Genomic DNA, 25476 nt, shown 5'->3' on the forward strand with positions numbered 1-25476 from the left:
CAACAAGCTGACGATTCGACATTTGAAGGAAAATAAACGAAGAACCCTAGTTACGATCATTGGTGTAATCATTTCTGTTGCTATGATAACAGCAGTTGCGACGCTTGGTGTCTCGTTTTTAAACCTGCTTATACGAGATGACATTGCAACAAATGGAGAGTGGCACGTCAAATATAATAATGTCGATGCAGAACAAATCAAGAAGATTAAAAATGATAGTCAAACAAAAAAATTGATCCTTTCAAATGATCTTGGTTATGCAAATCTTGAAGGCTCGGAAAATAAGAGTAAACCCTATTTATTTTTTAAAGAATATAACACAATTGGGTTTCAGCAATTTCCAATCGAGATAGCGGAGGGGCGTCTTCCTCTGGCAAAGAATGAAATTGTGATATCCGAGGAAATTGCGAACAATGCGAAAGTCAAATTTGACATTGGTGAAAACATCACGGTTGATATCGGTAAAAGAATGGTAGCCGGAGGAGAGGAACCATTTGGGCAAACTGATTCTTTGGCCACAGACGAAAAAGGAGTAACGGAAGAACTCAAGACTGAAACTACAGAAACTTTGACAATTGTAGGAACCATCAAACGTCCAAATTGGGAACCAACGTGGTCTCCAGGATATACAGTTATTAAATATGTTGGCGAAACCGATTTGAGCACCACTCATACAGTAGATGCAGTTGTAGTATTAGAGAAAGTAAAAGGCTCATTATATAAACATGCAGAAACCCTAGCTGAAGAAAATGGAATCCAGTCCATTTCCTATAATAACGATTTATTACGCTATTATGGAGTCACTGATAATGATAGTTTACGTATGACCTTGTTTTCTTTAGCAGGGATTATCATGAGCGTAATTATTATTGGTTCGGTTGCATTGATTTACAATGCATTTGCAATCAGTGTATCTGAGCGATCTAGGCACTTAGGCATGCTGTCAAGTGTAGGGGCTACTAAAAAGCAAAAGCGGAACTCTGTCTTTTTTGAAGGTGCGGTGATTGGTGCGATTAGCATTCCTATCGGGATTCTTTCAGGTCTATTGGGAATTGGGATAACCTTCTCATTTATTAATTCTTTTCTCAGTGGTGCACTTAATGTTTCTGAAAAACTAAAGGTCATCGTTACACCATCCTCTCTCATAGTGGCGTGTGTGATCTCGATTATCACAATTTTTATATCAACATATATCCCAGCGAGGAGAGCATCAAAGGTGTCAGCAATTGATGCGATTCGCCAAACACAGGATATCAAATTATCTAGAAAAGCAGTAAAAACGTCAAAACTGGTTCGCAAAATTTTCGGAATCGAAGCTGAAATTGGCTTAAAGAACCTGAAACGGAATAAAAAGAGATATCAAGCTACTGTTTTCTCACTTGTAATAAGTATTGTTCTCTTTTTGACAGTATCATTTTTTACAGAAAATCTTAAAAAGTCGTTGGAGCTATCCCAAGAGGACATTAATTTTGATATTCAAGTGATAAATGATCAAATGGGAAAGGACGATCTGCTGCCATTAACAAATCTAAAGTTTGTAACGGAAACGAGTATCGTTCAAACAGTTTATTTAAGTGCTTGGGTAGAGAAGGACCAACTTCCAAATGAACTGCAAAAATACGTTGAAAATAATCCGTCTATGCTAGAGGATGGGAAATTTAATTATTACGTCAGGCTATATGGTTTAGATAAGGACAGTTTCAAGAATTATGCTGAAAAAGTGGGCACGAATGCTACGCAATTAGAAAATACTGAAACACCATCAGCCATCATTATCGAGAACATAAGTTACGAAGATGGAGAGACGGGAAAATTTGTTGAAACGAAATCGATCCAGACAAAAGTAGGTAATCCGATTGATTTATATACGATGAGCTATGAAGAGGATGAAGAATCACAATTCGTTAATACAATAGAAATTGCCGCATTAACCGATCAGCTTCCAATGGGGATTAATACAAGTGGACCAGGTGGATTAGATATTATTGTTTCAGAGGATGTATTAACTAAAATTGTGTCAGATAATGAGAATGTAAAAAATGAAATCCGAGCCGAATTATACATGAATAGCTCGGATCCAATGGCGACACAGGAAGAGTTGGATAAGGTGACAGATTCTAGTACGCATGTGTACAATGTCTATCAGAGACGACAAGAACAAGAGCAACTGGTCTTACTCATGTCTGTCTTTACGTATGGATTTATCGCCTTGATTTCATTAATTTCGATTGCGAATATCTTTAATACTATCTCAACAAGCATTTCGCTTCGGAAACGTGAATTTGCAATGCTTCGTTCTGTAGGAATGACACCAAAAGGCTTCAACAAAATGATCAACTATGAGAGTATATTTTATGGTGTGAATGCTTTATTATACGGTCTTCCGATTAGCCTTGTAGTCATGTATCTCATCTATTGGTCACTCCGAAATACATTTGAATATGGATTTAATCTCCCGTGGATGAGCATCCTATTTGTTGTCATCATTATCTTTGTCATCGTGGGTGTAGCCATGCTGTATTCGATACAAAAAGTAAAAAAGGAAAATATAATAGATGGTTTGAAACAGGAGAGTATTTAAAGGGCAGAGTCCGACTCTCCCCTTTAAATGGGCCTGACCACCAGTGTGGTTAGGTCTCTTTTTACTCCGGTGACGCAAATCTGAGTGAGTTGTGGCAAAAAAATAGTAAAGTGACACAAATTCGCTGGAACTCACGCAAAAAATCTTGAATGGACGCATGTGATATGACGCAAATATTTGTAAACCGACGCAAATCCGTGTGAATTGACGCAAATAAGTGTAAACTGACGCAAATCCGTGTGAACTGACGCAAACATGTCGAAACCGACGCAAATCCGTGAGAATCGACACAAATATGTGAAAACCAACGCAAATCAGAACGAGCCAACGAATATATGTTGTAGACCTACAAGTCCATGTGCACTTCGATGCAAAGCCCCAGAACGAAAAAACGCAACTGGTTTTGTTATAATAGTAAATACATGAACTTTTTTGCAAAGAGATATAATACATACAATGGAGGGGAATATGAAGTTTATTGACAAACAACTTTTAAAGTATGAAATGGACCCAACATTAGCGCATTATCTTTCTGTAGTTTTGATGATTCTTTTTATAGTGCTCATCTGTATGGTGGCAAATTTTATCACGAAAAAAGTGATCATCAACCTTATCACTCGAATCGTCACTAAAACCAAATATCAATGGGATAATATGCTTGTCGAGAGAAAGGTTTTTCGAAGACTATCCCATATTATTCCAGCGATCATCATCCATTCCTTTTCTTCAAGCTTTCCAACCTATAAGCATTTGATTCAAACGGGTGCGAATATTTATATAATCATTGTTGGATTAATGGTTCTTAGTAGCCTATTAAATGCCATTAATGATATTTATCAAACGTATGAGGTATCAAAGACTAGGCCAATAAAAGGATATGTTCAGGTTGTTAAAATTATTGTCATCACATTTGGGATCATCCTGGTTATTGCGAACCTGATGGGGAAGAGTCCAGTTATTTTGTTAAGCGGAATTGGTGCTTTATCAGCTGTTTTTATGCTGGTATTTAAAGATTCTTTATTGGGTCTTGTTGCAGGTGTTCAGTTGACGACCAATGATATGGTTCGGGTCGGTGACTGGATTGAAGTGCCAAAGTACGGGGCAGACGGAGACATCATTGATATCTCTTTGGTTACTGTTAAGGTGCAAAATTGGGATAAAACGATTACGTATGTGCCAGCATATGCACTCGTTTCCGATTATTTTATAAATTGGAGAGGGATGCAAACCTCAGGTGGACGTAGGATTAAACGCTCTTTATTTATCGACACAAATAGCATTACATTTTGTACAGAGGAAATGATTGAGAAATTTAAGCAAATCCAACTTCTTTCTGATTATCTTACAAACCGGGAACAAGAAATCGAAGATTACAATCTTAAGCATGATATTAACCGCACCAATCCGGTAAATGGAAGGGCTCTAACAAATATTGGTGTATTTCGGGCATATGTTAGCAACTACATTCAATGTCACCCTGGAATTAATCAGGAAATGACAATGATGGTTCGTCAGTTAGCACCAACTGAGCATGGTTTACCTCTTGAAATATATGCATTTTCAAATGATGTAAGATGGGCTGTATACGAAACGACCCAAGCCGATATTTTCGACCATCTTTTTGCGATTGCAAAGGAGTTTGGGCTTCGCTTATTCCAAGATCCATCTGGACATGATTTAAAGACAATGATGGCAGAAGGAAAAGAGGATGGAAAGGTTCAGGCATTCGAATATGAATAAAAGTAGAAACTCACAAAGGGCAGGTTACCCCAGCTTTTGTGAGTTTTTTGTCCTTATTTAAATTCTTTATTATCCAGTATCACGATATTCTCACTAGACGATCTAGCAGTTTGCTTTGTATGTTCAACTAAGCTTTGGATCGTACCACACGCTTGTTTTGCACCTATTACTAGAAGAGGAACGCCAATGAAATCAATATGAATGCCTCTTGAGAAAAATCCGCCCATCGTCATCGCAAATGGAACGGTTGGTGATGTATTTGAGAAAATGATTTTTTCTTTTTGTTTATATCTTTCCTGCAGAATAGTACTAAGTTGTTTAAGAGCAGGAACAAGTAGCTTGCTTCTTTTTCGCCCTATTGAATAAACAGGGTTACCATCCTCATCAATGCCGTGGAAGTACATTTTCCCAAAATCCTTCTTTGTTAGTTTATTAAAATAATCAACATGCAAGATCTCTTCTTTTGTTAACTTTCGATCTGTAGGTAGTTTATTTAAATGGTAGGCTGCCGCTAATGCTGTACTATGTGTCCCAGCATAATCATTATAAATGTAAATCATAGTAGCCCTCCTTATGCTAGTCATTTCCTTATTATCTCCATAAAATGACAACTTCAATCTAGCTAAAATGATTGAAAAAAACTTTTCTAAAATATTTTTATGTAATCGTTTAAAAAAGACTTGATTTAAAAAAATGAACATGCTAGTATTCTAATATACTAGTATGTTAACGATTGCATTCTAGTAAAAATAATTTCCCACAGTAAATTCAGATAAAGAAGGGATTTGCTATGAGTAAGTCTGTACAAACATTAACTGGAGATTTTCCTTTGAAATTAGCACCTGCTAGAGCATGGCGGACTTATATGGGAGGAAAATTGATAGATGAGCTGCATGGAGTTGATAATCAAGAAGATAGTCATTTTCCAGAAGAGTGGTTGATGTCAATCGTTTCTGCTAGAAATGTCGGCCGTGAGCATATATTAGATGAAGGCTTAAGTAAAGTGGACATGCAAGATGCAGATGTGTCCTTAAAAAGTCTCATTGATGAAAACGCTGTCGAATTTTTGGGACAAAGTCATTCTGAGAAATACGGCAACAACACAGGAGTTCTCGCAAAAATTATTGATTCTAGTGAACGCTTAACTGTGCAGGTACATCCGAATCGGGAGAAGGCAAGAGAGTTATTTGATTCCGCCTTTGGTAAAACGGAGTGCTGGCACATCATTGGAGGAAGAGAAATTGAAGGTGAACCTCCATACGTATACCTTGGTTTCAAGCATGGTGTTACAAAAGAGCATTGGGAAAAGCTGTTTGAAGACCAAGATATTCAAGGGATGCTAGATTGCCTTCACAAATACGATGTAAAACCTGGAGATACGTTTTTAATTGAGGGAGGTACACCTCATGCAATTGGTTCAGGATGTCTCTTGATTGAAATTCAGGAACCTACAGATTTAACAATTCGTATTGAAAAGGTTTCACCATCAGGACTTGAAATTGATGATTTTATGTGTCATCAAGGAATTGGTTTTAAGAAAATGTTTGATTGCTTTAATTATGATACCTTTACACGAGAAGAAACACTCGAAAAATGGTTTGTAAACCCTTCCGTTTTAAAAGAAGTTAAGAATAATAGAGAAATTGAATTAATTGGGTATAAAAATACACCTTATTTTAGAATGACACAGGTTGAAGTAGACAATGAAATCGAGCTTAGCAACAATGGTGTATTTTCCGGTCTCTACATTCTTTCTGGAAGCGGTTCAATAGTTTTAGATGGGTATAATCATTCTTTTAACATCGGCGATCAATTCTTTATTCCTGCAAAAGTAAGCGGTTTAACCCTTCGAAACGAAGGAAATGAACCTTTAAGGGCATTAAGATTATTTGGTCCAGAGAATATTAACAATAAATAGTAGGAGATGAAATTATATTATGGCTACATTAGATTGGATTGTATTAGGTGCGTTTTTCCTAGTCATGATTGGAATTGGGATTTTTAGTTACAAAGCAAATAATAGTTCAAGTGACTTCTTCGTTGGTGGAGGAAAGGTTCCTTGGTGGCTATCTGGGGTTTCTCACCACGTATCTGGTCATAGTGGGGTAGTGTTTGTAGCATATGCAGCTATTGCATATACTTATGGTATTACGATTTATTTCTGGTGGGCAGTAACAATTGGAATTGGGTTACTCGTTGGGGCTAAATTTATCGCACCAAGATGGCCTAGACTTCGTCAAAAGTTAGGGATTCAATCACCAACTGAGTACATGGCGATTCGTTTTGGATTACCAGCACAACAAGTAACAGCTTGGACTGGGGTATTAATTAAGCTTCTAGATATCGGTGCAAAATGGGCATCAATGGGTATTTTATTAGCTGGTTTCACTGGCCTTCCAATTTGGTTAGGTATTCTTTTATCCGGTTCAGTTTCTTTAATCTATGTAACAATTGGCGGACTTTGGGCCGATCTAATTACTGACTTTGTTCAGTTCCTTGTACAATTAGTTGCAGGTATTGTTATTTTCGTAGGCGTTTTCAGTCAACTTGGTGGAGTTGGCTCCGTATTTACAATGTGGGGAGACCTGCCACAAGGTCATGCTAGTCCGTTTAATGGTTCTTATACTCCACTTTGGGTATTCTTGTTCTTATTCGTTAAATTCTTTGACTACAACGGTGGTAACTGGAACCTTGCAGCAAGATTTATTTCAACACCAGATGGTGAAAATTCAAAGAAAGCAGCAAGACTATCAGCTGTCCTATACTTTGTATGGCCATTGTTAATTTTCTTACCAATGGTAGCAGCACCATTAATTTTTAGTGATTTAAGTGATCCAGCTCAACAATTATATCCGATGTTAACACAAACATTCTTGCCAGCGGGTCTAGTTGGATTAGTTTTAGCATCTATGTTTGCAAGTACAATGGGTATGACGGTATCAGATATAAACGCTTTAACAGCAGTTGTTCAACGTGATATCTTACCAGTTCTAAATAAGAAATTTAAAGATATGAAAGAAAATGTTGATAAAAAATCTCTTTGGGTTGCACGTGGTTTAACAATTATGTTTACCATCATTACAATGCTTGTTGGTATTAACCAAGAACAATTTGGTGGAGTACTTGGTCTAGTAATTACTTGGTTCTCAGCACTAGTTGGTCCAATGGCAGTACCTTTACTATTTGGTTTATTCTCTAAATTTAAATACAGTACTGGAAAAGTGGCGATTTATTCGATCGTTGCAGGTATCGTAGGATTTGCTATCACACAATTAACTGATATTATCCCTACAGATGTTGAAACTGCTTTCCCATTAATCGTAACTACAATCGTATTCTTTGGTGGGGGCTATATCAACAAGCGTAGAGGTGTTACAGTATCACCTGAAGTTGAGGAGTTACTAAACTTCTTAGATACAGGTAAAGATGAGAAAAAAGATGATAAAGTAAATAAAGCAGTCTAACTTGTTGAAAACAGAAGGTCTCGATATTGAGATCTTCTGTTTTTTGTATTAAGATGGGACGAAGGGAAAGTACCTGTCCCCATGACCCACTAGGAGTAAGAATATGAAGTCTAAATCTATTTTTATAGTAATTATGCTAATTTTTGGTAGTATCGGTTTGTTTGTGAAGAATATTGATTTGTCTTCTAGCGAAATTGCCCTGTTTAGGGGAGCAATTGGATGTTTGTTTTTAATTGGTGCTAGTTTTCTAGTTAAGCAGAAGTTTTCATTCAAAACCTCTAAACGCAATCTTGTCCTACTCATTTTATCGGGAGCAGCAATGGGCTTTAACTGGATTTTTTTATTTGAGGCTTACCGCTATACCACCATTGCCAACGCTACACTTAGCTATTATTTTGCCCCCGTGTTTGTTATGATTTTAGCACCTTTTTTACTGAAGGAAAAATGGACATGGATGAAAGGAATAGGAATTTCACTAGCATTTTTAGGGTTGCTTTTGGTCGTTAATCCCGGGGGAGAAGTGGCTATCGGAGCTTATAATCATCCTGTTGGCATTATGTATGGTTTACTTGCAGCGTCTTTGTACACAAGTGTGATTCTTCTGAATAAATTTATTAAAGATCTATCAGATTTTGAAACCACAATCATGCAGCTTTTGACTGCTTCGATTGTATTGTTTCCATACGTCCTAGTAACACAAAACTTGAATTACTCTAGCTTGGACTTGAAATCTATCAGTTTACTATTAATTGTTGGAATTATTCATACAGGGTTCGCGTACCTACTATATTTTTCAGTCTTGAAAAAATTAAAAGGTCAAACAATCGCGGTATTTAGCTATATCGATCCGATTTCCGCTGTGATTATGGCTGCTATCATTTTGAATGAAAGTATGGGATTTGTTCAAATTGTGGGTGGAGTCTTAATATTAGGATCCTCTTTTATCAGTGAGATTAATTGGAAACGAGCCAGAAGTGTATCTTGATATTTTTTGAATAATAAAAATGATATTGACAATTACTAATTTAAGGCTTAGAGTAAATTCATAATTAAATATTTCGAAATTTTCTTATCCNNTGATACCTCGGCAACAGACTATTAGTACTGTGCCAATTCCAGTAGCGAATGCTAGAAGATAAGAAGAGCAGGATGTTCTATTTGTCTATTAACCCTCTTCTTATTTTCGAGAAGAGGGTTTTTTGCATTTAAAATTAATTATGAGGTGATTGAATGTCAACGTTGAGAACAGAAAATGAGTTATTAAAAGCTTTTGAAATTCTGAAAAGTAAAGAGTGGGTTGATCTAACACATTCTTTTGGTCCGAATTCTCCACATTTTGCTGCTTTCCAAGATGCTGAATTTAAAACACTATTTACTCATGATGATGGATTTTTTGCACAGAGTTTCACATTTCCTGGACAATATGGAACCCATATTGATGCGCCGATCCATTTTGTTCCTAACCAACGTTATTTGGATGAACTTGAGTTAAAGGAGCTTGTGCTACCACTGGTTGTAATTGATAAGTCAAAGGAAGCAGAAGAAAATCATGATTTTATTCTAAGTGTTGAAGACATTCTAAAATTTGAAGAAGAACATGGGGAAATTGAAGTAGGTACATTTGTAGCATTGCGGACAGACTGGAGCAAACGTTGGCCAAACAAAGAAGCATTCGAAAATATAGATTCAGATGGTAATAGTCACGCACCTGGTTGGGGAATTGAGGCCTTAAAATTTTTATTTGAGGAAAGAAATATTAAAGCTGTTGGCCACGAAACGTTTGACACGGATGCAGCAATTGATTATCGAAAAAATGGGTCACTAATTGGAGAATACTATGTGCTTGAGCAGGATACATTTCAAATCGAATTATTGACTAACCTCGATAAAGTACCGGCAAAAGGAGCCGTTATTTTTAATATCTGTCCAAAACCCGAAAAAGGATCTGGATTCCCAGTACGTTCATTTGCTATCTTGCCATAAAAGCTATTGAATTCAAATGTATGAAACTAAGAGAAAAATAGGCTAAAAAGGAGAGAAATATACAATGACAAAAATATTAGTTAAAGCACCATTTCGCGCAGATCATGTAGGAAGTTTACTACGACCAGAAAGAATTCATCAAGCAAGAAAGGATTTCCAAGCAGGAGCCATTACTGCAACAGAACTTCATGCAATTGAAACTGAAGAAATCAAAAAAGTAGTTGATAAGCAATTAGAAGTTGGCCTACAAGCCGTTACTGATGGTGAATTCCGTCGCAGATTTTGGCATACAGATTTCTTAGAGCATTTAAATGGTGTTGAGGGCTATGTTCCGGACTATGGCTTTAAGTTCAAGGGTGAAGAAACAGAACGCTACGATGTACGGGTTATTGGGAAAATTTCATTCAACCAAGACCACCCACATATTAAAGATTTCGTCGAATTTAAAGAAATTGTTGGGGATCGTGCGGTTGCAAAACAAACCTTCCCAAGTCCAAATCAACTTTTTAACGCTGGTATTCGCAACAAGGAAATCTATCCCGACCTTGAGGAATATGCAAATGATATTATTCAAACATATCGTGATGCAATCAAAGCTTTCTACGAAGCAGGCTGTCGTTACCTTCAACTAGACGATGTGTACATAGCGGGTCTAAATGCACCGGAAATTCCTTTTAATGATAGTAGTTCTACTCGTGAGGAGTTGATTGAATTAGCGTTAAAAGTTGCAAATGGTGTGCTAGAAGGGAAGCCGGAAGATTTAACAATCACAACTCATCTTTGCCGCGGAAACTACCGTTCCAATTGGGCATTTGAAGGTAGCTATGCAAAAATTGCACCAACCTTATTTGCGAAAGAAAATGTGGATGGCTTTTTCCTAGAATATGATGATGATCGTTCAGGGGATTTCACTCCACTAGAGTTTGTCCCAAATGATGGTCCTCGTGTTGTACTTGGTGTCTTTACATCAAAGCGTGGGGAATTGGAATCGAAAGAAAACATTATTGCGCGAGTAAAAGAAGCATCTCAATTTGTACCACTTGATAATTTATGTATTAGTCCACAATGTGGCTTTGCTTCAACCCACCACGGAAATATTTTAACGGAAGAAGAGCAATGGGCGAAAATGAAGTATATCGTTGATATTTCAAAAGAGATTTGGGGATAAGAAGGGAGCAAACACTACTAGATGATAAAAGGTTAGGGTGCTTCCTTACAAGAATTGACGTATGAATTGGCATGCGTCTTTTTCTTTTTATGGGATCAGGTTAAGCATTCGAGTCTTATAAAATAAACGGAAAAATTCCGCTTAATTGGTAAACATTATAAAAAAAGGCTGGTATAGACGGAGAGATTCCGTCTATTGAGTTGAAAAACGTGAAAATGACTGATTTTGCTTTGCATAGTCGGAAATCCTACCCTTATTTATCCCCAAACGAGCTCCATCCTGTATTTAGACGGAAAAGCTCCGCTTATTTTTACCTTTGCTGGTTAGGGTTATTACCCTTTAATTAAAACTGATGTGTATATAAAAAGGTCTTGAACAAGAAACGTATAGCTAGATTTGTTATACTTTACTTAAAACAAAAGGTGACTATTCAATGCTAAGAAAACTATCTGCAGATATGCATAAACAACCATACAAGGGACCATTTACAATTACACGAATTCAGCCAGGCGATATTTTAGAGGAGAACGAGGATTTTTCATTTGGACCATTAAGCATTATCGATCATGCCGTAATGAAAAAGGGATTAACCATCAAAATGCATGAGCATGTGAATGATGAGATTTTGAGCTATGTATGGAATGGTACGATGCATCATAAGGATTCAACTGGTTTGGAGGCACCCATTTCTCCTGGAAACTTAATGATGATGAATGCGGGAAAAAGCTTCTGGCATGAAGAAAAAGTGAAAAATGATCATGTCGAGATGCTGCAAATTTTCGTTCGACCACGTGAAACAGATCTTGAACCTACTATTCAATTTCATGAAAAGCCAATTCGAAATCGAGACTGGTATCTTATAGTGGGACCTGAAGAAAGTAAAGCTCCACTTCCAGTTAGACAAGACGTCTATATTTTTGATGCAAATCCGAAGCAAGGGGATCAATTAGATATCCCTGTATGTCAAGGCTTACATCCATTTTTATATGTTTTGGATGGGGAGATTGCAGTCGGTGACCTTCAAATTCAAAAAATGGAGGCTGTTACAGATCTAGAAGTAGCACTACCCCGGATAACTGCAGTAACAGATTCAACACTTGTGCTCTTTTTCGTCGATATGAATGCGCCGGCATCACTGATGGGAACCATTAGTGGGAAAAAGGAATTATAAATTCTAAATGAAAAAATCTGTAAAACCCTACCACGGGCCTTACAGATTTTTATTTTACTTTATTTTTTCACAAAGTATTTCTCGCCAAGAAGCTCTTTTTCCTCATAAGCTTTTGGTTTTAATTGACTCTCAACGAAAGCCTCTAGTTCAGACGGTTCCAAATCGTACATGACTTCAATTTCTTTTGCAAAAAGAATTTCTTTTTCGAGCAACTGTGATAGCGCAGGTTGCTGCTTTGCTTTTGGTTCCTCTTCGCCCGTAATTTTTGATAGCCCGGTAACATAGTTATCCAACGAACGGCTACCAACAATTTTAACGCCTTTATTTTCTTCATTCACCATAATAATGGTAGGAAAGCCTCTAGCACCAAGTTTTGCTGCAAGAGCAAAGTCCTCGTTTAATAGTTGTTGTCCGATTTCAGATTCTGCTTCATTTACAATAGCTTCTCCGTCTAGTCCTAAATGATTTACATTTTCAATCATCACCGATTTTTCAGCAATATTTTTATTGAATGCAAATAGTTCTTCTCTAGCAAAGCGTAAATATTCATTTGCTTTCTCGTCACCATGATTTTTTTGAATCACCTTGTACACACGTGATGGTGGGAAGGAAGATTGAACAGGATTGTCAACCATCAGTGATCCATCGATTGGCATACGTGAGTATTCGCCAACTTCTCTCCAGTGCCCAGCTACATCTGCCGGTCCAAAGATTCCATTTGCTGGATCAACGGGGCCACCATGCCATTTTTCAAGTAATCCACCCAATACAGTGTGGAAATTGAAGTAATGTCCATACTGCTCTTTGAAGCGGCGGAAAGTAGGTTCAAGCGCCCAGCAATGTGAGCAAATTGGGTCTGTTACATAATATAAATCAATTGTCTTTTTCGGGTTCAAATCAATCATCTCCATTTCTTCGTCTCCTGCTACTCCACATACACCTGTTTCTAAATCACACATTAAATTGTTGTTTGTCATTTGATTTCCCTCACCTTTTAATTTTATTGAATCAATCTGTTTGCTTTGTAATTCCATTTTAGTGGATAATGGAAAGCATACATACCAATAGATTACTTGATATGTTGGATATCCAACATATTTTAAAAAATGTTGAAAAAGTGGGAGGGATTACGAAATGTCTGAAGAAAAAACTGACCCCCGGGTTCTACGCACACGAAAATTAATAATGGATTCTTTCATTGACCTTTCAGGAAAAAAGGAATTTAAAGATATAACGATTAAAGACATCACTACTGAAGCAATGATCAATCGGGCTACATTTTATTATCATTTTGAAGATATTTATGACCTATTGGAAAAGGTTTTATCCGAGGTTTTGCTTATTAATTTGAATAGCGAGTCCTATCAACAAAGTGAATTAAATGAAGAAACATTTATCGCTATCTTTAAGGCAATCACGAATTTTCAACTTTCGTTATCGAACCGATGCCATCGTGGGTATGAGGATACCATTTCACGAATTATTCGCGACCAGCTTGAAGTCATTTTTTATAAAATGTTAAAAAAACAACATCCTACAGACAATGAAAATTCGCTAAAAGTTACAGCTATCATGTTAAGTTGGGGGATGTACGGGGCTTCCGTCGAATGGAGAAGAAATCCGGATACCGTTAGCCCAGAGGAAATGATTAGGTCAGCTATACCTTATATTAAGAATGGTATTGACCTTGGGTCACAGGGACCGGTACTTAGCTAAGCTGTATTCATGAATGTATATTTTTATTTTAAATTGTAAAACCTAAAATTATTAAATATAAGGAGCGATAACTATGAATGGATTACAACGTTTTGCGCTTGCTTTAGTAATTATTGGGGCGATTAATTGGGGGCTTATCGGTTTCTTCCGGTTTGATCTGGTAGCATCTATATTTGGCGGCCAGGATTCCTTTTTATCTAGGATTATCTACGGTTTGGTGGGATTAAGTGGTTTATACAGTCTTAGTCTTCTATTTAAACCTAGTCGCGAAATTGTTCCTGAAACCAGCAGAACCTAAGAATCAATAAAAGCTTTTTAATTAGTAGATCAAGCCCTAGGGTTTGATCTATTTTACGTTTTGGGAAAAAAATGAGAAGATATCCATGGTGAAGATTAAGGTAAATATTAAGTGTGGATATTACCAATTTTTTTAAAGGGGCAATGAACCTGCCTCTGCAACCCTGGGAGGTATTGGTTATGAAGAGCATTTTTGCGGATGTGATTCAGTTTAGGGGGAGTCATTATGATTTCGGTCATATGCAGGGAGAGCTTCTTAAGGATTCTTTTCTGGTAAGGAATCGTGAGCAGCAATGGAAAGTAAGAAAGCCACTATTTCGAATCGATCCAATTGAGACGAAACGGGTATTTGAAAGTTTGGCTCCATTTATCTGGGAAGAGTTTTTGGGGCTTCAAGATGCGTTGGAATGGTCGATGGAAAAGGTATTGATGGAATTTGGAGGGTACAGGGTTAATATCAAGCCCTCAGGCTGTTCGATATTAGTCGGCGAAAATTATATGATCCGAAATTATGATTATCATCCGAAGACATATGACGGTCGTTTTGTTGTATTTCAACCTACAGGTGGTGGATATGCAACCCTAGGTTTAACACAAAAAATTACCGGTAGATCTGATGGGATAAACGAGAAGGGATTATCAATGGGGTATACTTTTATGAACCGAAGACGCCCTGGAAACGGATTTGTTTGTTATATGATCGGAAGACTTATTCTTGAACTATGTGCAAATGTAGAAGAGGCCACCCAGCTGTTAAAAGAAATTCCACATAGAGGTTCCTTTAGCTATGTTTTATTTGATTCTCGCTGTGAGATGCCTACAATTGTAGAAACGTCACCAAGAAGAGTAGAGGTAAGACAAGGATATACTTGCACCAATCATTTTAAAATCCTAACAGAAGAGAATCGTCGAGCCCTTGATGATTCGAATAAGAGGCTACAGGCTATTGAAGAAAAAGACAACTTAAACGGACTTGAGGCGTTTCGACTTTTAAACGATACGGATCAAGGGGTCTTCTCAAAGCTTTATGGAAGTTGGGCAGGAACGATTCATACGTCTGCCTATTTTCCTGAAAAACTAGAAGCCTGGTGTGCGCTTGGTGGGGACCAGGAACCTGCTGTATTTAACTTTGCTGAATGGATAAAGGGAACAGACTTTCCGATTACAAAAATCGAAGGTGAAGTTGATACAGATATCCCCTTTGTGAATAAGGAAAAGGCTGATTGGTTTAAATGAGGATAGAGGGATACTTGCACTCGTCCCAACCGATCGACAATTGACAAATTTTCTGAATTGAGTTTATAATTAATAATTAACATAATTTTATGTGGCACCTCGTACATATTTTTTAGGCTGATAAATAAATGCCGGGAGGTGGTTTGCTATTTCAAAGAAAAATAGCTCTCTAAATGAAAATCAGATTGAATTACTGCAAAAAGGAATTGAAAGTCTCCACAGTATTCAAGAATGGAAGCCATTAACTGAAGCCATAGTGTTAGAGGGATTAAAATTAGTTGGTGGTGGAAAGGGGATCTTCTTTGTTTTTGATCAAAGTTTAAAACAATTAATCCCTCAATCAAGTCAGAATCTGGATAAATTGGAGAAAAAAGAATTAATCGAATCGACACAACAAAAATTTCAGCAAATTGAGCTTCAAACTCAAAGAAACATAAAAGAAAATGCTACCTATTTTTTCCCCATTACTAGACAAAAGGCTTTTACTGGAGTCTTAGTCATTATTCCACAGCAAGAAGAGGAACTATCAGAGAAACAGATAAATATTGTCAATTTCTTTATGCAATCAGTTCCAATTATCCTTGAAAACTCTCGCTTATTTTTGATCATGCAAAGGAAATCAGAAAGTCTCAACTTTATGACTCAATTACAAAGACTTGTTAACCAATATTCTTTTCAAGAAATTTTGGCAGAAATCGTTCAAAAGGTAGGAGAATTGTTGAATTCAGAAATGGCTGGCATCATGTTGTATGATCCTGTACATAAGGAACTGAGATTGCAAAAACCAGCTTTTGGATCATGGAAAGATTCAATAATTGGACAGTATCGTGTTACCTTAACGGAAAAAAGCAATGCAAGAGATGTCTTTTTAACAGGAATTCCGGCAATCACATACGATGCTCAGTCTGATACACGCTTTAACCAAAATTATGTAAAACTATTTAAAGCTACATCTATCATTACCGTTCCACTAGTGGTCGATAATAAAAGAATTGGAATTCTTCATGCTATCAATAAAAATGACGGATATTTTACCCAAGATGATTTAAATTTGCTAATGGACTTATCAGAACAATTAGGTCTTACAATAAATGCTGTACTTGAGATGTCTCATACAAAAACTCCAACAAATAAACGTTTAGAAATTGAAAGATACCTTATGCATCAGCTTTTTGATTGTTTACTATTTAGTAATAGGGAAAAAGTAGACGAAGCCTATAGCATACTGAAAACATTGGAAATTACATTAAAACCCCGGATTTCCATTTTGCGAATTGGTGCATATGATAATGGTGAATGGTTCAACTTAAGTTCCGAAAATGTCCCCAAAGGAATCAGCTCAAAAATGGAAGAACTATTAGGGAACCCATATATGATCTACAAAGATGGAGCAATGATTGTTCTTGTTTCGCATGATTCAGATAATGAAATACTGGATTTAAGCTACAAGCTTCAAGATATATTACATAAAAAATTTAATGTACATGCTAAGAATCGAAAACTAGAGATTTTCATTGGAGTGGGTGAATCTGTAGGGTCAATCGAGTTGACAGAACATTCCTATCAACAAGCAAGTCAAATCTTAAATGCACTTCCTAGAATTAGGCATCTTGGGAATGTTGGTTATTATCCAGCGTGTGGAAGTTGGACATTGCTTTCGAGTATAATCCTGTTTGATGAAAGAAACGTAAGCGCATACACTAGCCTATACTTAAAAAAGATAAATGAGTTGAAAAATTCTAAAGAAATTAAAGAAACCTTGGAGGTCTATTTAAAGCATAATGGTCAAATTAAGAAGGCTGCAGAGGAATTATTTGTCCATCAAAATACATTGAAGTATCGTATCGAAAAAATAACTGATATGACCGGGTTTGATCTAGGGGATTCTGAAGTAAGACTTAGTCTATCTTTAGCATTGCGGTTAGAGCATTTAATGTATAGTAGGGTTTAGGAAAATGACTATTTAAAAAAATGGTCATTTTTTTTTGTTACTAGAAGACAAAGTTTCGAAAAAAATAATTGATATTTTTGTAGGTTAACTACGTGGTTACGTTGCTTTGTATTCTGTACAATTAAGACGTAATATTCGAAATTATTAAAAATTCGAATAGAGGAGAGGAGGCTAATCTTGTTCACATATCAGAAGTCAGTTGAGGAACAAATATCGCCAGAGAAACTTAAGCTTTTACAGGAAGAAAAGTTACGAAAGCAAGTCCAGTATATGTATCAGAATTCCCCCTTGTATGCTTCTAAATTGGATGAAGCAGGAATCCACCCTTTGGAAATTGAGACACTTGAAGATTTACAAAAGCTGCCTTTTACAGAGAAATTTGAAATTCGTAAAAGCCAAGAAGACACCTCTGATCTAGGTTTACACCAATGTATTGATTCAAATAAGATTATAAGAATTCACTCATCATCTGGTACAACAGGAAGACCTACATATGTAGGGATTACCAAAAAGGATAGTGCTGTGTGGACAGATATTGTATCAAGGGTATATTACACAGCTGGTGTAAGACCACATCATAAAGTTATTTTTGCGATGGGGTTGTCATTCTTTGTAGGTGGGCTCCCTTTAAAAGATGGAATTGAGAACTTAGGAGCTACCTTTATTCCAATTGGAACAGGTGCTTCTGAAAGACTCGTTACAACATCTTTGCATTTAAAACCTGATGTGCTTTTATGTACCCCATCTTATGCTAAATATCTTGTAGACTATATTCGTTCAATTGGTATGAATCCAAGAGATTTAGGATTTACGTTAATTGGTACAGGTGGTGAACCAGGTGGTGGTTTACCAGAGGTTAAGCAAAGGATTGAACAGGATTGGGGTGCAAGGGTTTTTGAAGCAATGGGAAATGCTGATATGGCACCCGTTCTTTTCTCAGAATGCCCAGCTGGAGATGGTATGCATTTTGTAGCTCCAGACTATGTAATCTGTGAACTAATTGATCCAGACACTGGTAAGGTTAAGCCTTTTGAGGATGGAAATGAAGGGGAGTTAGTATATACAGCGATTGATAGAGAATGTGTACCACTATTAAGATTTCGAACAAGAGATTTAATCTCGATAAAAACTGGTAAATGTTCATGTGGAAGCACTAGTTTTCGAATTCGATGCATTGGTCGAACAGATGATATGTTAATCATTCGGGGCGTGAATGTTTTCCCATCGGCAATAAAAGATGTAGTAAGTAGTTTCTATCCGAGAACAACAGGAGATATCCAAATTCTATTAGAACAACCAGGCCCTGCAATCGAACCACCATTGCAAATTAAGGTGGAGCATGGGATGAACTCAGAAAAGGATTTATCGATGCTGAAAAAAGAATTAGAGGAAACGTTAAGAGCCAAGCTCATGTTTCGTGCAAATGTTCAATTAGTTCCTGAGGGTACTTTACCTCGCTTTGAAATGAAAACAAAGTATGTCAAAGAAATCTACTAAACTATAAAAATTAGGGAGGGTTTTACATGGCGCAATACACTGTCGATATTGATACAGGTGGAACTTTTACGGATGGGTTCTTTTCCTATGGGGATCGCTTTGAAGTGGTAAAAGTAGAAACGACGCCGCATGATTNNATTTAACCGTTTGTTTTAACAATTGCATTACGGAAGGTGCTAAGAGATTCGGTCGCGAAAATGTAAGCGATTTCCTTAAGGAAACGAAGACGATAAGACTTTCTACAACTGTTGGAACGAACTCCATTATCCAAAGAACTGGACCAAAGCTAGGGTTGATAGTGACAAAAGGGTATGGAGAATCACTGTACCAAGATGGTAAAAACCCGATATTAAATTTTCTAATCCATGAAGATTTGATTGTTTCAATTGATGAAGAAGTATCTGAAAGTGGAGAAGTTGTTAAATCAGTCGGTGAAGCTGAAATAAGACGAGTAACAAAAAAATTATTAGAACTAGGTACAAGGGTAATCGTTGTGAGTCTAAAAAATGCTCATGCGAACAATCAAAACGAGAAACTAGTTCGAAAGATTATTCAAGAAGATTTTCCAAAGCATTATCTTGGTACAAAACCAATTCAACTCGGCAGTGATATTAGTTCACGATCCGATAATGGTATTCGAACAAATGCTGCAGTGGTAAATGCTTATCTACATCGCGATATGGTGAAGTATTTATATAAAGCGGATGAGGGCTTAAGACAAAAAGGATATACAAAGCCATTGTTAATTGCTCATTCCAATGGTGGTGTCGCGCGTGTAGCAAAAACCAAAGCGCTGGATACGTACAATTCCGGTCCTGCTGCAGGATTAATGGGAACGAGATATATCGGTGAATTGTATGGTCTCGATAATATCATGTCTGTTGATGTGGGAGGAACTAGTACAGACGTAGGATTGATTTCAAATGGTGAGCTTACATTTGATACAGAATCAAATATTGCAGAAATTCCTGTCCATGCTCCGTTAATCCACGTTCTATCGGTAGGCGGTGGCGGTGGAACCATTGCTAAAGTAACTTCGGATGGAACATTTCAGCTAGGACCAGAAAGTGCAGGATCCGTTCCAGGACCAGCATGTTTTGGGCTGGGTGGAACAAAACCTACAGTCACAGATGCATGTGTAGTTCTCGGAATCGTTGACCCCGATTATTTCTTAGGTGGAACAAAAAAAATATCGAAAGAAAAAGCAGTCGAAGCTATTCAAAAATGGATCGCCACACCGTTAAATATTTCGAATGAAGAGGCGGCGACACTTATTGTTGATAAAATCGAACAAATTGGTGCTGATACTCTAAAACAGCTTTCGAACGAAAGAGGAAAAGATATAACGAATTTCCAACTCTTTTCATTCGGTGGGGGCGGAGGCTTATTTTCTGCTGGAATGGCTAAGAAAAGTGGAATCAGTAAAATTTTCACATTCCCTTTTAGTTCTGTATTTAGTGCATTCGGTCTTTCAACAGCCGATATTGCCCATACGTATCAGGAACGTGCCGATTTCCAATTTGGTCCTAATAAAGAGATGGGGGAATTTCTTATCAATGCAAATGTCAGCCTTGAAAAGATGAAAAAACTCTCTCATCGTGATATGCGTGGAGAAGGATTTACCCCAGAATCCATACGATATGAAGTTTCCTTAGAGGTCGCATCAGAAGATGGAAAGGTCAGAGATATTTTCTTTTTACCTAGCGATGTTTTTCATAGCATAAATGAACAGTATCTAAAAGAAGAGTTGCAATCAATCGCTAAGCAATTAGATTCAGAGAGAATCACGATTGAGTTTGTACGTTTAAATAGTTACGTAAGTGTTTCTCACTTTGCGTTGCCATCCTTAGAGCTTGATAATACCATTCCTGAGCCTAAATCGATAAGACCAATTTACTGGCAAGGAAATGTAATCAATACACATATTTATGACATTGAAGGTTTACAGCCTGGTCATAAAATTGATGGGCCAGCGGTTTTAGAAAGCTCCAATACAACGATTGTTGTTCCGCTTGGTGCAAAGTTTAGAATGGACCAACATTTAAACGGAATTATGGAGGTGTAAGAATGAGAAAAAAGGTAACTGAGTATATTGCTATCGATTTACAGAAGGAAATGTGGGTTTGTGAGAAATGTGATCATGAATTGAATTCTGCACATGAGAATTACAAGAAAGGGTGCCTCATTTATGATCGTGACCCTAGTGAGATTCATCAAACACATATAGAAGGAGAATACACATTCTCTCCAGATGCAAATTGGGTTCGTTTAGTTGAATTTTATTGTCCTGGCTGCGGTACGTTGGTAGAAACAGAAGTTCTTGCACCTGGACATCCAATTACACACGACATTCAAATAGACCTAAAATCATTAAAACAAAGGGCTCTTGAAGAAGAAAAACAACAGAAGCAATTATTTAAAAATGTGTAAAGGAGGAAGAATAAATGACAACAAAAATAAGAGCTACAATCGATATTGATATCGGGGGAACGTTTACAGATTGCTTTATCCGATACGGAGATCGATCGGTTATTTCTAAGAGTCCAACAACTGGATATGACTTATCTGTAGGATTTATTAAAGCCATTGAAAATGGAGCGGAACTCCTTGACTTAGCCATTGATGAACTATTAGAAGAGACGGACATGATTCGTTATTCAACTACAGTTGCAATGAACAAACTAATTGAACGAAAAGGTCCAAAGCTTGGTTTTATCACAACTGAGGGATATGAAGATATGCTATATATCGGAAAGGGAAGCCAATGGCAAGATGGTATTAGTTCATTAGAAAGTAGGAAAATTGCTGAAGTAAGCAAGCCGATTCCGTTAATTCCGAGAGAAAATGTTGTAGGCGTAAAAGAGAGAATTGATTATATAGGTGAAGTAATTCGTCCACTTGATGAAGAAGATTTTAAAGATAAACTGCAATATTTAGTTGACCAAGGAGTAATGGGCTTTGTTGTATCTACTTTATGGTCCTTTAAAAATCCTGTTCACGAAAAAAGAATTAAGGAGCTTATTGAAGAAGAATACCCAGAGTATTACCTTGGGAATATGCCTGTCGTTCTTTCGAGCGAGGTTATGCCTAAAAGATATGAGTATACTCGCTCAAATATGGCGATTTTAAACGCTTATCTTCACCAGGCAATGGCAGAAGAATTGTCTAATATTGGAGACGAACTACGCGATTTAGGGTACAAGAATCCACTTCTAATGGTTCACAATACAGGAGGAATGGCAGAGGTTTTCCGTACATCGGCAGTTAATACGTATAATGGAGGGCCAGTTGCTGGAATCATTGGAAGCAATCAACTTGGTAAGTTATATGATTATCCTAATATTGTTGTTACGGATATGGGTGGCACGAGCTTTGATATTGGGCTTGTTGTGGACGGAGAAACAAATAATTATCAGTTTAAACCAGTAATTGATCGTTGGTTAGTTGATATGACGATGCTAGAAAGTAAATCAATTGGAACAGGTGGAGGCTCAATTGCATGGATTAACGATGTACTAGGAGGTCGATTAGAGGTTGGACCTCGAAGTGCAGGTAGTTTTCCGGGTCCTGTAGCTTATGATCAAGGTGGGATGGAGCCAACAGTGACAGACGCAGACCTTGTATTAGGTTATCTAAACCCTGATTATTTTCATGGTGGAAACCTAACGTTAAATATTGAAAAAGCAAAACAAGTAATCGAAGAAAAAATAGCTAAGCCATTAGGTGTAGATGTTTATGAAGCTGCTTATCTCATTAAAAAAGTTTGTGATGGAAATATGGCTAATATTATCCAGAAAGAAACCTCTCTTCAAGGATACGACCCTAAAGATTTCGTGCTATTTGCTTTAGGAGGTGGCGGTCCCGTACATGGTGCAGGTTTTGGATTTGAGGCAGATATTCCAAAAACGGTCGTTTTACAGCAATCGCCTGTATTCTGTGCCTTTTCATCATCTATGATGGATATCATGCACATTTATGAACAATCCAAACACATCATTGTACTTGAGCCTGGAACAAAGAAGTTTTTAACTGATTATGAATCTCTTAATTCAGTCGTACGTGAACTCCAGGAAAAAGCCATCCGCGATATTACGGGGGAAGGATTCAATCCAGAGGATATTCAGTATCAATTAGAACTAGATATGAAATATGGTGGTCAGCTAAATATTAAAAGGGCCGTATCACCTTCCCTATTCTTAAACAGTCCTGAGGATGTTCAAAATCTATGGGATAGTTTTACAGAAGAATACTCTAATGCATACAGCTCTATTGCTGTTTACCCTGAAGGTGGAGTCGAAATCGAAAATATTGTCTTAAAAGCAATCGTTCCACAAGAGAAATTTAATTTTATTCAAAATGAAAATTCAGGTGAAAATGCAAGCCATGCCATCAAAGGAACTCGAAAAGCATACTGGCCGGAAGTTGATGGGTTTGTAGATACAAACATCTATCAGCTTCAAGATTTAAATAGTGGTAATAAAATTGAGGGTCCAGCCTTAATCGAATCACCACATACCACTGTTGTTTTACCACCTAATGTTGTTTATACAGTTGATCAATATTTAAATGGTTTAATCGAAAAGAAAACGGTTGAGGGGGTAACGGCATGATTGATTTCGGAATTAATGAACGGATCCATCCAGAACCAATAGATGAATTTGAACAATTGGCCCTTGATAGTTTGAAGCCTGGTGAATATGAAATTTATAGTGAAAAGTTAAACCAGTTAGTGCTTGAAGCAAAAGAAGTATTAACGAAAATCGGTGTTTCCTCCATGCTTCACTCAGGGGATATTGTTGTAGGCTTGTATACAGCAAAAGGGGACCTTGTTGCTGCCTATTGTGGAGTTTATCTACATGCTGTCACCACTCAAATTGGGATTAAATATATTCTTAAACATTATAAGGACGATCCTACAATTGGAATTAACGAAGGTGACATTTTCTATGCAAACGAGGCGCTCTATGGAGGAGTTCATAACCCAGACCAGGTTGCGGTCATGCCTATTTTCCATAATGGAGAATTAGTTGCTTGGGCTGCAGCAGCGGTACATCAGCCTGAAACAGGTGCAATTGAACCCGGTGGAATGCCACTTACAGCAAAGTCTCGCGCAGATGAAGGAATGAAATTGCCACCAATTAAAATTGGTGAAAACTATCAAATTAGAAATGATATGTTAAATATGATGGCAAACATGGTTTCAAGGGCGCCAAGAATGCAAATTATTGACACAAAAGCTCGTGTTGCTGCGTGTGATCGTTTACGTGTTCGTGTTCAACAACTAATTGAGAAAAAAGGTGTAGAACTTGTAGTAGGTGTGATGAGAAAAATGTTAATTGTAGCAGAGGAAGGGGCGCGGAAACGTATTTCAAGCTGGCAGGATGGTGTATACCGCTCGGTTTCTTTCATGGATACAATGGGAACAAACGACTCATTAATGCGGTGCGCATTAACATTAACAAAAGAGGGAGACTCACTCACATTTGATTTCACAGGTTCATCACCTGAAAATGATGGTTCATTTAATAGTTTTATGCACATTGTTCGCGCACATATCGCAATCTATTTATTTGGTGTCCCTTTTGCAGATTTGCCAACATCATCTGGAATTTTTTCGTCAATAAAGGTAATTGTTCCACAAGGTACATTTTTAAACGCAAATGTCGATGCATCTGTTGCTAACTCGCCGATTACAAATAGTTGTGTTCTATCAACAACGTCTAATGCATTTGCAAAAATGCTTTATGCAAGTGGCGTAAAGGAACTTTCAACAAGTGGTTACGGGGCAGGTGGATGTGCTGTTGTAATTGCTGGTCAAAACCAATGGGGCGTCCCATTTGCTGATATGCTTGCAAACGTACTGAATAGTGAAGGTAGTGGAGCCAGAACACATCGTGATGGAGATAGCTCCTTCGGATTCCCTTGGGGCTGGTGGGGGAAAGCTCCAGATGTGGAAGATATGGAGAATGAACAGCCTCATGTCCATTTATATTTTAAGCATTGGAAGGATTCAGGAGGATTTGGAAAATATCGTGGCGGGGCTGGAACAAATGTAGCATGGGCTGTAAAAGGCGTTCCATTCTTAGTATACCAATCTATTATTAAGCATCATAAAGTTCCAATCACACAAGGGTTATTTGGTGGATATCCACCTCCTTCACATCCTGGTATAAAGATTGTTAATGCCAATTACTTTGAGAAAATGAAAAATGGTGATGCAGATATTCCTGTTAATACTGCGGACCTAGTAAGAAATCGCTCCATTGAAGGAGATTATTTGGTTGAGCGTGCACCACGTCCAGCAGCACCTGTTCTCGAAGGCGATATATATGTGGCAAATTCCACTGGTGGTGGGGGCTATGGTGATGTACTGGATCGGGATCCGGAAAATGTAATCAAAGATTTAAAGGACGAACTCATTTCAGATTGGGTAGCACAAAATATATATAAAGTTTCCTATGAACCTGAAACGTTAACTCTTGATGAGGTAAAAACTGAAAAGCTTAGAGAAGAAGAAAGAAAGGATCGCTTAGGACGAGGAAAGAGCTACGATGAATTTATGGTGGAGTGGTCTACAAAGCAACCGCCTGAAGAAGCGCTTGTCTACTATGGAAGTTGGCCAAATGCAGAGCCTTTACGACAAATTGTTCGTATGTAAAATCTGTAAAAATG

19 protein-coding genes are annotated in these 25476 nt (G+C 37.4%); 17 read left to right on the forward strand and 2 right to left on the reverse strand.

The annotated features are described in order from the left end of the window. Both V7147_RS06755 and V7147_RS06760 read left to right on the forward strand, forming a co-directional pair. The coding region (locus V7147_RS06755) for an ABC transporter permease (protein WP_335367092.1) at nt 1-2581 on the forward strand (2581 nt) is incomplete at its 5' end. Nucleotides 2582-3049: 468 nt separating this feature from the next. Next, nucleotides 3050-4321 carry a mechanosensitive ion channel family protein gene (locus tag V7147_RS06760; RefSeq protein ID WP_335367093.1) on the forward strand — a complete coding sequence of 424 codons (1272 nt, stop codon included), beginning with the start codon at nt 3050-3052 and terminating at the stop codon, nt 4319-4321. Nucleotides 4322-4374: 53 nt separating this feature from the next. Here the strand turns inward: V7147_RS06760 and V7147_RS06765 are convergent, their stop codons facing one another. After that, nucleotides 4375-4881, reverse strand: a complete 507-nt coding sequence (locus V7147_RS06765; protein ID WP_335367094.1) for a DUF3189 family protein — start codon at nt 4879-4881, stop codon at nt 4375-4377. A gap of 230 nt (nt 4882-5111) precedes the next feature. Here V7147_RS06765 and V7147_RS06770 point away from each other — a divergent pair, with 230 nt between their 5' ends. From V7147_RS06770 to V7147_RS06795, 6 genes are all read left to right on the forward strand, one after another. After that, entirely contained in the window at nt 5112-6239 is a 1128-nt protein-coding gene (locus V7147_RS06770; protein ID WP_335367095.1) for a type I phosphomannose isomerase catalytic subunit, read from the forward strand. Nucleotides 6240-6258: 19 nt separating this feature from the next. After that, nucleotides 6259-7785, forward strand: coding sequence for a sodium:solute symporter family protein (locus tag V7147_RS06775; protein ID WP_335367096.1), 1527 nt, complete (start codon nt 6259-6261; stop codon nt 7783-7785). A 103-nt stretch (nt 7786-7888) separates the two neighbouring features. Then, complete coding sequence (locus tag V7147_RS06780) at nt 7889-8770, forward strand: DMT family transporter (protein WP_335367097.1); 882 nt, start codon at nt 7889-7891, stop codon at nt 8768-8770. A gap of 245 nt (nt 8771-9015) precedes the next feature. Continuing rightward, on the forward strand, nt 9016-9768 hold the full coding sequence (locus tag V7147_RS06785; RefSeq protein WP_335367098.1) for a cyclase family protein: 753 nt from the start codon (nt 9016-9018) through the stop codon (nt 9766-9768). Between the two features lie 64 nt (nt 9769-9832). Further along, complete coding sequence (locus V7147_RS06790; RefSeq protein WP_335367099.1) at nt 9833-10936, forward strand: 5-methyltetrahydropteroyltriglutamate--homocysteine S-methyltransferase; 1104 nt, start codon at nt 9833-9835, stop codon at nt 10934-10936. A 433-nt stretch (nt 10937-11369) separates the two neighbouring features. Then, nucleotides 11370-12107, forward strand: coding sequence for a pirin family protein (locus tag V7147_RS06795; protein ID WP_335367100.1), 738 nt, complete (start codon nt 11370-11372; stop codon nt 12105-12107). A gap of 59 nt (nt 12108-12166) precedes the next feature. Here the strand turns inward: V7147_RS06795 and V7147_RS06800 are convergent, their stop codons facing one another. Further along, entirely contained in the window at nt 12167-13084 is a 918-nt protein-coding gene (locus V7147_RS06800) for a DsbA family protein (RefSeq protein WP_335367101.1), read from the reverse strand. Nucleotides 13085-13241: 157 nt separating this feature from the next. Between V7147_RS06800 and V7147_RS06805 the strand changes: the two genes are divergently transcribed. The 9 genes from V7147_RS06805 to V7147_RS06845 all read left to right on the forward strand — a co-directional run bounded on the left by V7147_RS06805 (nt 13242) and on the right by V7147_RS06845 (nt 25462). Continuing rightward, nucleotides 13242-13823, forward strand: coding sequence for a TetR/AcrR family transcriptional regulator (locus V7147_RS06805; RefSeq protein WP_335367102.1), 582 nt, complete (start codon nt 13242-13244; stop codon nt 13821-13823). 73 nt (nt 13824-13896) lie between these two features. Beyond that, nucleotides 13897-14121 carry a DUF378 domain-containing protein gene (locus V7147_RS06810; protein ID WP_335367103.1) on the forward strand — a complete coding sequence of 75 codons (225 nt, stop codon included), beginning with the start codon at nt 13897-13899 and terminating at the stop codon, nt 14119-14121. Nucleotides 14122-14300: 179 nt separating this feature from the next. Continuing rightward, nucleotides 14301-15356, forward strand: coding sequence for a C45 family peptidase (locus tag V7147_RS06815; RefSeq protein WP_335367104.1), 1056 nt, complete (start codon nt 14301-14303; stop codon nt 15354-15356). Nucleotides 15357-15612: 256 nt separating this feature from the next. Beyond that, nucleotides 15613-17307, forward strand: coding sequence for a helix-turn-helix domain-containing protein (locus V7147_RS06820; protein ID WP_335367105.1), 1695 nt, complete (start codon nt 15613-15615; stop codon nt 17305-17307). 177 nt (nt 17308-17484) lie between these two features. Continuing rightward, complete coding sequence (locus tag V7147_RS06825) at nt 17485-18804, forward strand: phenylacetate--CoA ligase family protein (protein WP_335367106.1); 1320 nt, start codon at nt 17485-17487, stop codon at nt 18802-18804. A gap of 163 nt (nt 18805-18967) precedes the next feature. Then, nucleotides 18968-20869, forward strand: coding sequence for a hydantoinase/oxoprolinase family protein (locus V7147_RS06830; protein ID WP_335367135.1), 1902 nt, complete (start codon nt 18968-18970; stop codon nt 20867-20869). Between the two features lie 2 nt (nt 20870-20871). Beyond that, complete coding sequence (locus V7147_RS06835; RefSeq protein WP_335367107.1) at nt 20872-21234, forward strand: acetone carboxylase subunit gamma; 363 nt, start codon at nt 20872-20874, stop codon at nt 21232-21234. A 14-nt stretch (nt 21235-21248) separates the two neighbouring features. Continuing rightward, a complete protein-coding gene (locus V7147_RS06840) occupies nt 21249-23414 on the forward strand; it encodes a hydantoinase/oxoprolinase family protein (protein WP_335367108.1) in 2166 nt (721 codons plus the stop codon). After that, entirely contained in the window at nt 23411-25462 is a 2052-nt protein-coding gene (locus V7147_RS06845) for a hydantoinase B/oxoprolinase family protein (RefSeq protein WP_335367109.1), read from the forward strand. The genes V7147_RS06840 and V7147_RS06845 overlap by 4 nt, the downstream gene beginning before the upstream one ends. The last annotated feature ends 14 nt before the right edge of the window (nt 25463-25476 follow it).

The organism is Bacillus sp. JJ1521 (assembly GCF_036965165.1).
Taxonomy (GTDB): domain Bacteria; phylum Bacillota; class Bacilli; order Bacillales; family Bacillaceae_L; genus Ferdinandcohnia.

Excerpts from the sequence above, each read along its gene's own strand:
- V7147_RS06840 (WP_335367108.1), top strand. The coding sequence starts at position 21,249 with ATGACAACAAAAATAAGAGCTACAATCGATATTGATATCGGGGGAACG.
- V7147_RS06780 (WP_335367097.1), top strand. The coding sequence starts at position 7,889 with ATGAAGTCTAAATCTATTTTTATAGTAATTATGCTAATTTTTGGTAGT.
- V7147_RS06785 (WP_335367098.1), top strand. The coding sequence starts at position 9,016 with ATGTCAACGTTGAGAACAGAAAATGAGTTATTAAAAGCTTTTGAAATT.
- V7147_RS06760 (WP_335367093.1), top strand. The coding sequence starts at position 3,050 with ATGAAGTTTATTGACAAACAACTTTTAAAGTATGAAATGGACCCAACA.
- V7147_RS06835 (WP_335367107.1), top strand. The coding sequence starts at position 20,872 with ATGAGAAAAAAGGTAACTGAGTATATTGCTATCGATTTACAGAAGGAA.
- V7147_RS06845 (WP_335367109.1), top strand. The coding sequence starts at position 23,411 with ATGATTGATTTCGGAATTAATGAACGGATCCATCCAGAACCAATAGAT.
- V7147_RS06815 (WP_335367104.1), top strand. The coding sequence starts at position 14,301 with ATGAAGAGCATTTTTGCGGATGTGATTCAGTTTAGGGGGAGTCATTAT.
- V7147_RS06775 (WP_335367096.1), top strand. The coding sequence starts at position 6,259 with ATGGCTACATTAGATTGGATTGTATTAGGTGCGTTTTTCCTAGTCATG.
- V7147_RS06770 (WP_335367095.1), top strand. The coding sequence starts at position 5,112 with ATGAGTAAGTCTGTACAAACATTAACTGGAGATTTTCCTTTGAAATTA.
- V7147_RS06810 (WP_335367103.1), top strand. The coding sequence starts at position 13,897 with ATGAATGGATTACAACGTTTTGCGCTTGCTTTAGTAATTATTGGGGCG.
- V7147_RS06790 (WP_335367099.1), top strand. The coding sequence starts at position 9,833 with ATGACAAAAATATTAGTTAAAGCACCATTTCGCGCAGATCATGTAGGA.
- V7147_RS06805 (WP_335367102.1), top strand. The coding sequence starts at position 13,242 with ATGTCTGAAGAAAAAACTGACCCCCGGGTTCTACGCACACGAAAATTA.
- V7147_RS06765 (WP_335367094.1), bottom strand. The coding sequence starts at position 4,881 with ATGATTTACATTTATAATGATTATGCTGGGACACATAGTACAGCATTA.
- V7147_RS06800 (WP_335367101.1), bottom strand. The coding sequence starts at position 13,084 with ATGACAAACAACAATTTAATGTGTGATTTAGAAACAGGTGTATGTGGA.
- V7147_RS06795 (WP_335367100.1), top strand. The coding sequence starts at position 11,370 with ATGCTAAGAAAACTATCTGCAGATATGCATAAACAACCATACAAGGGA.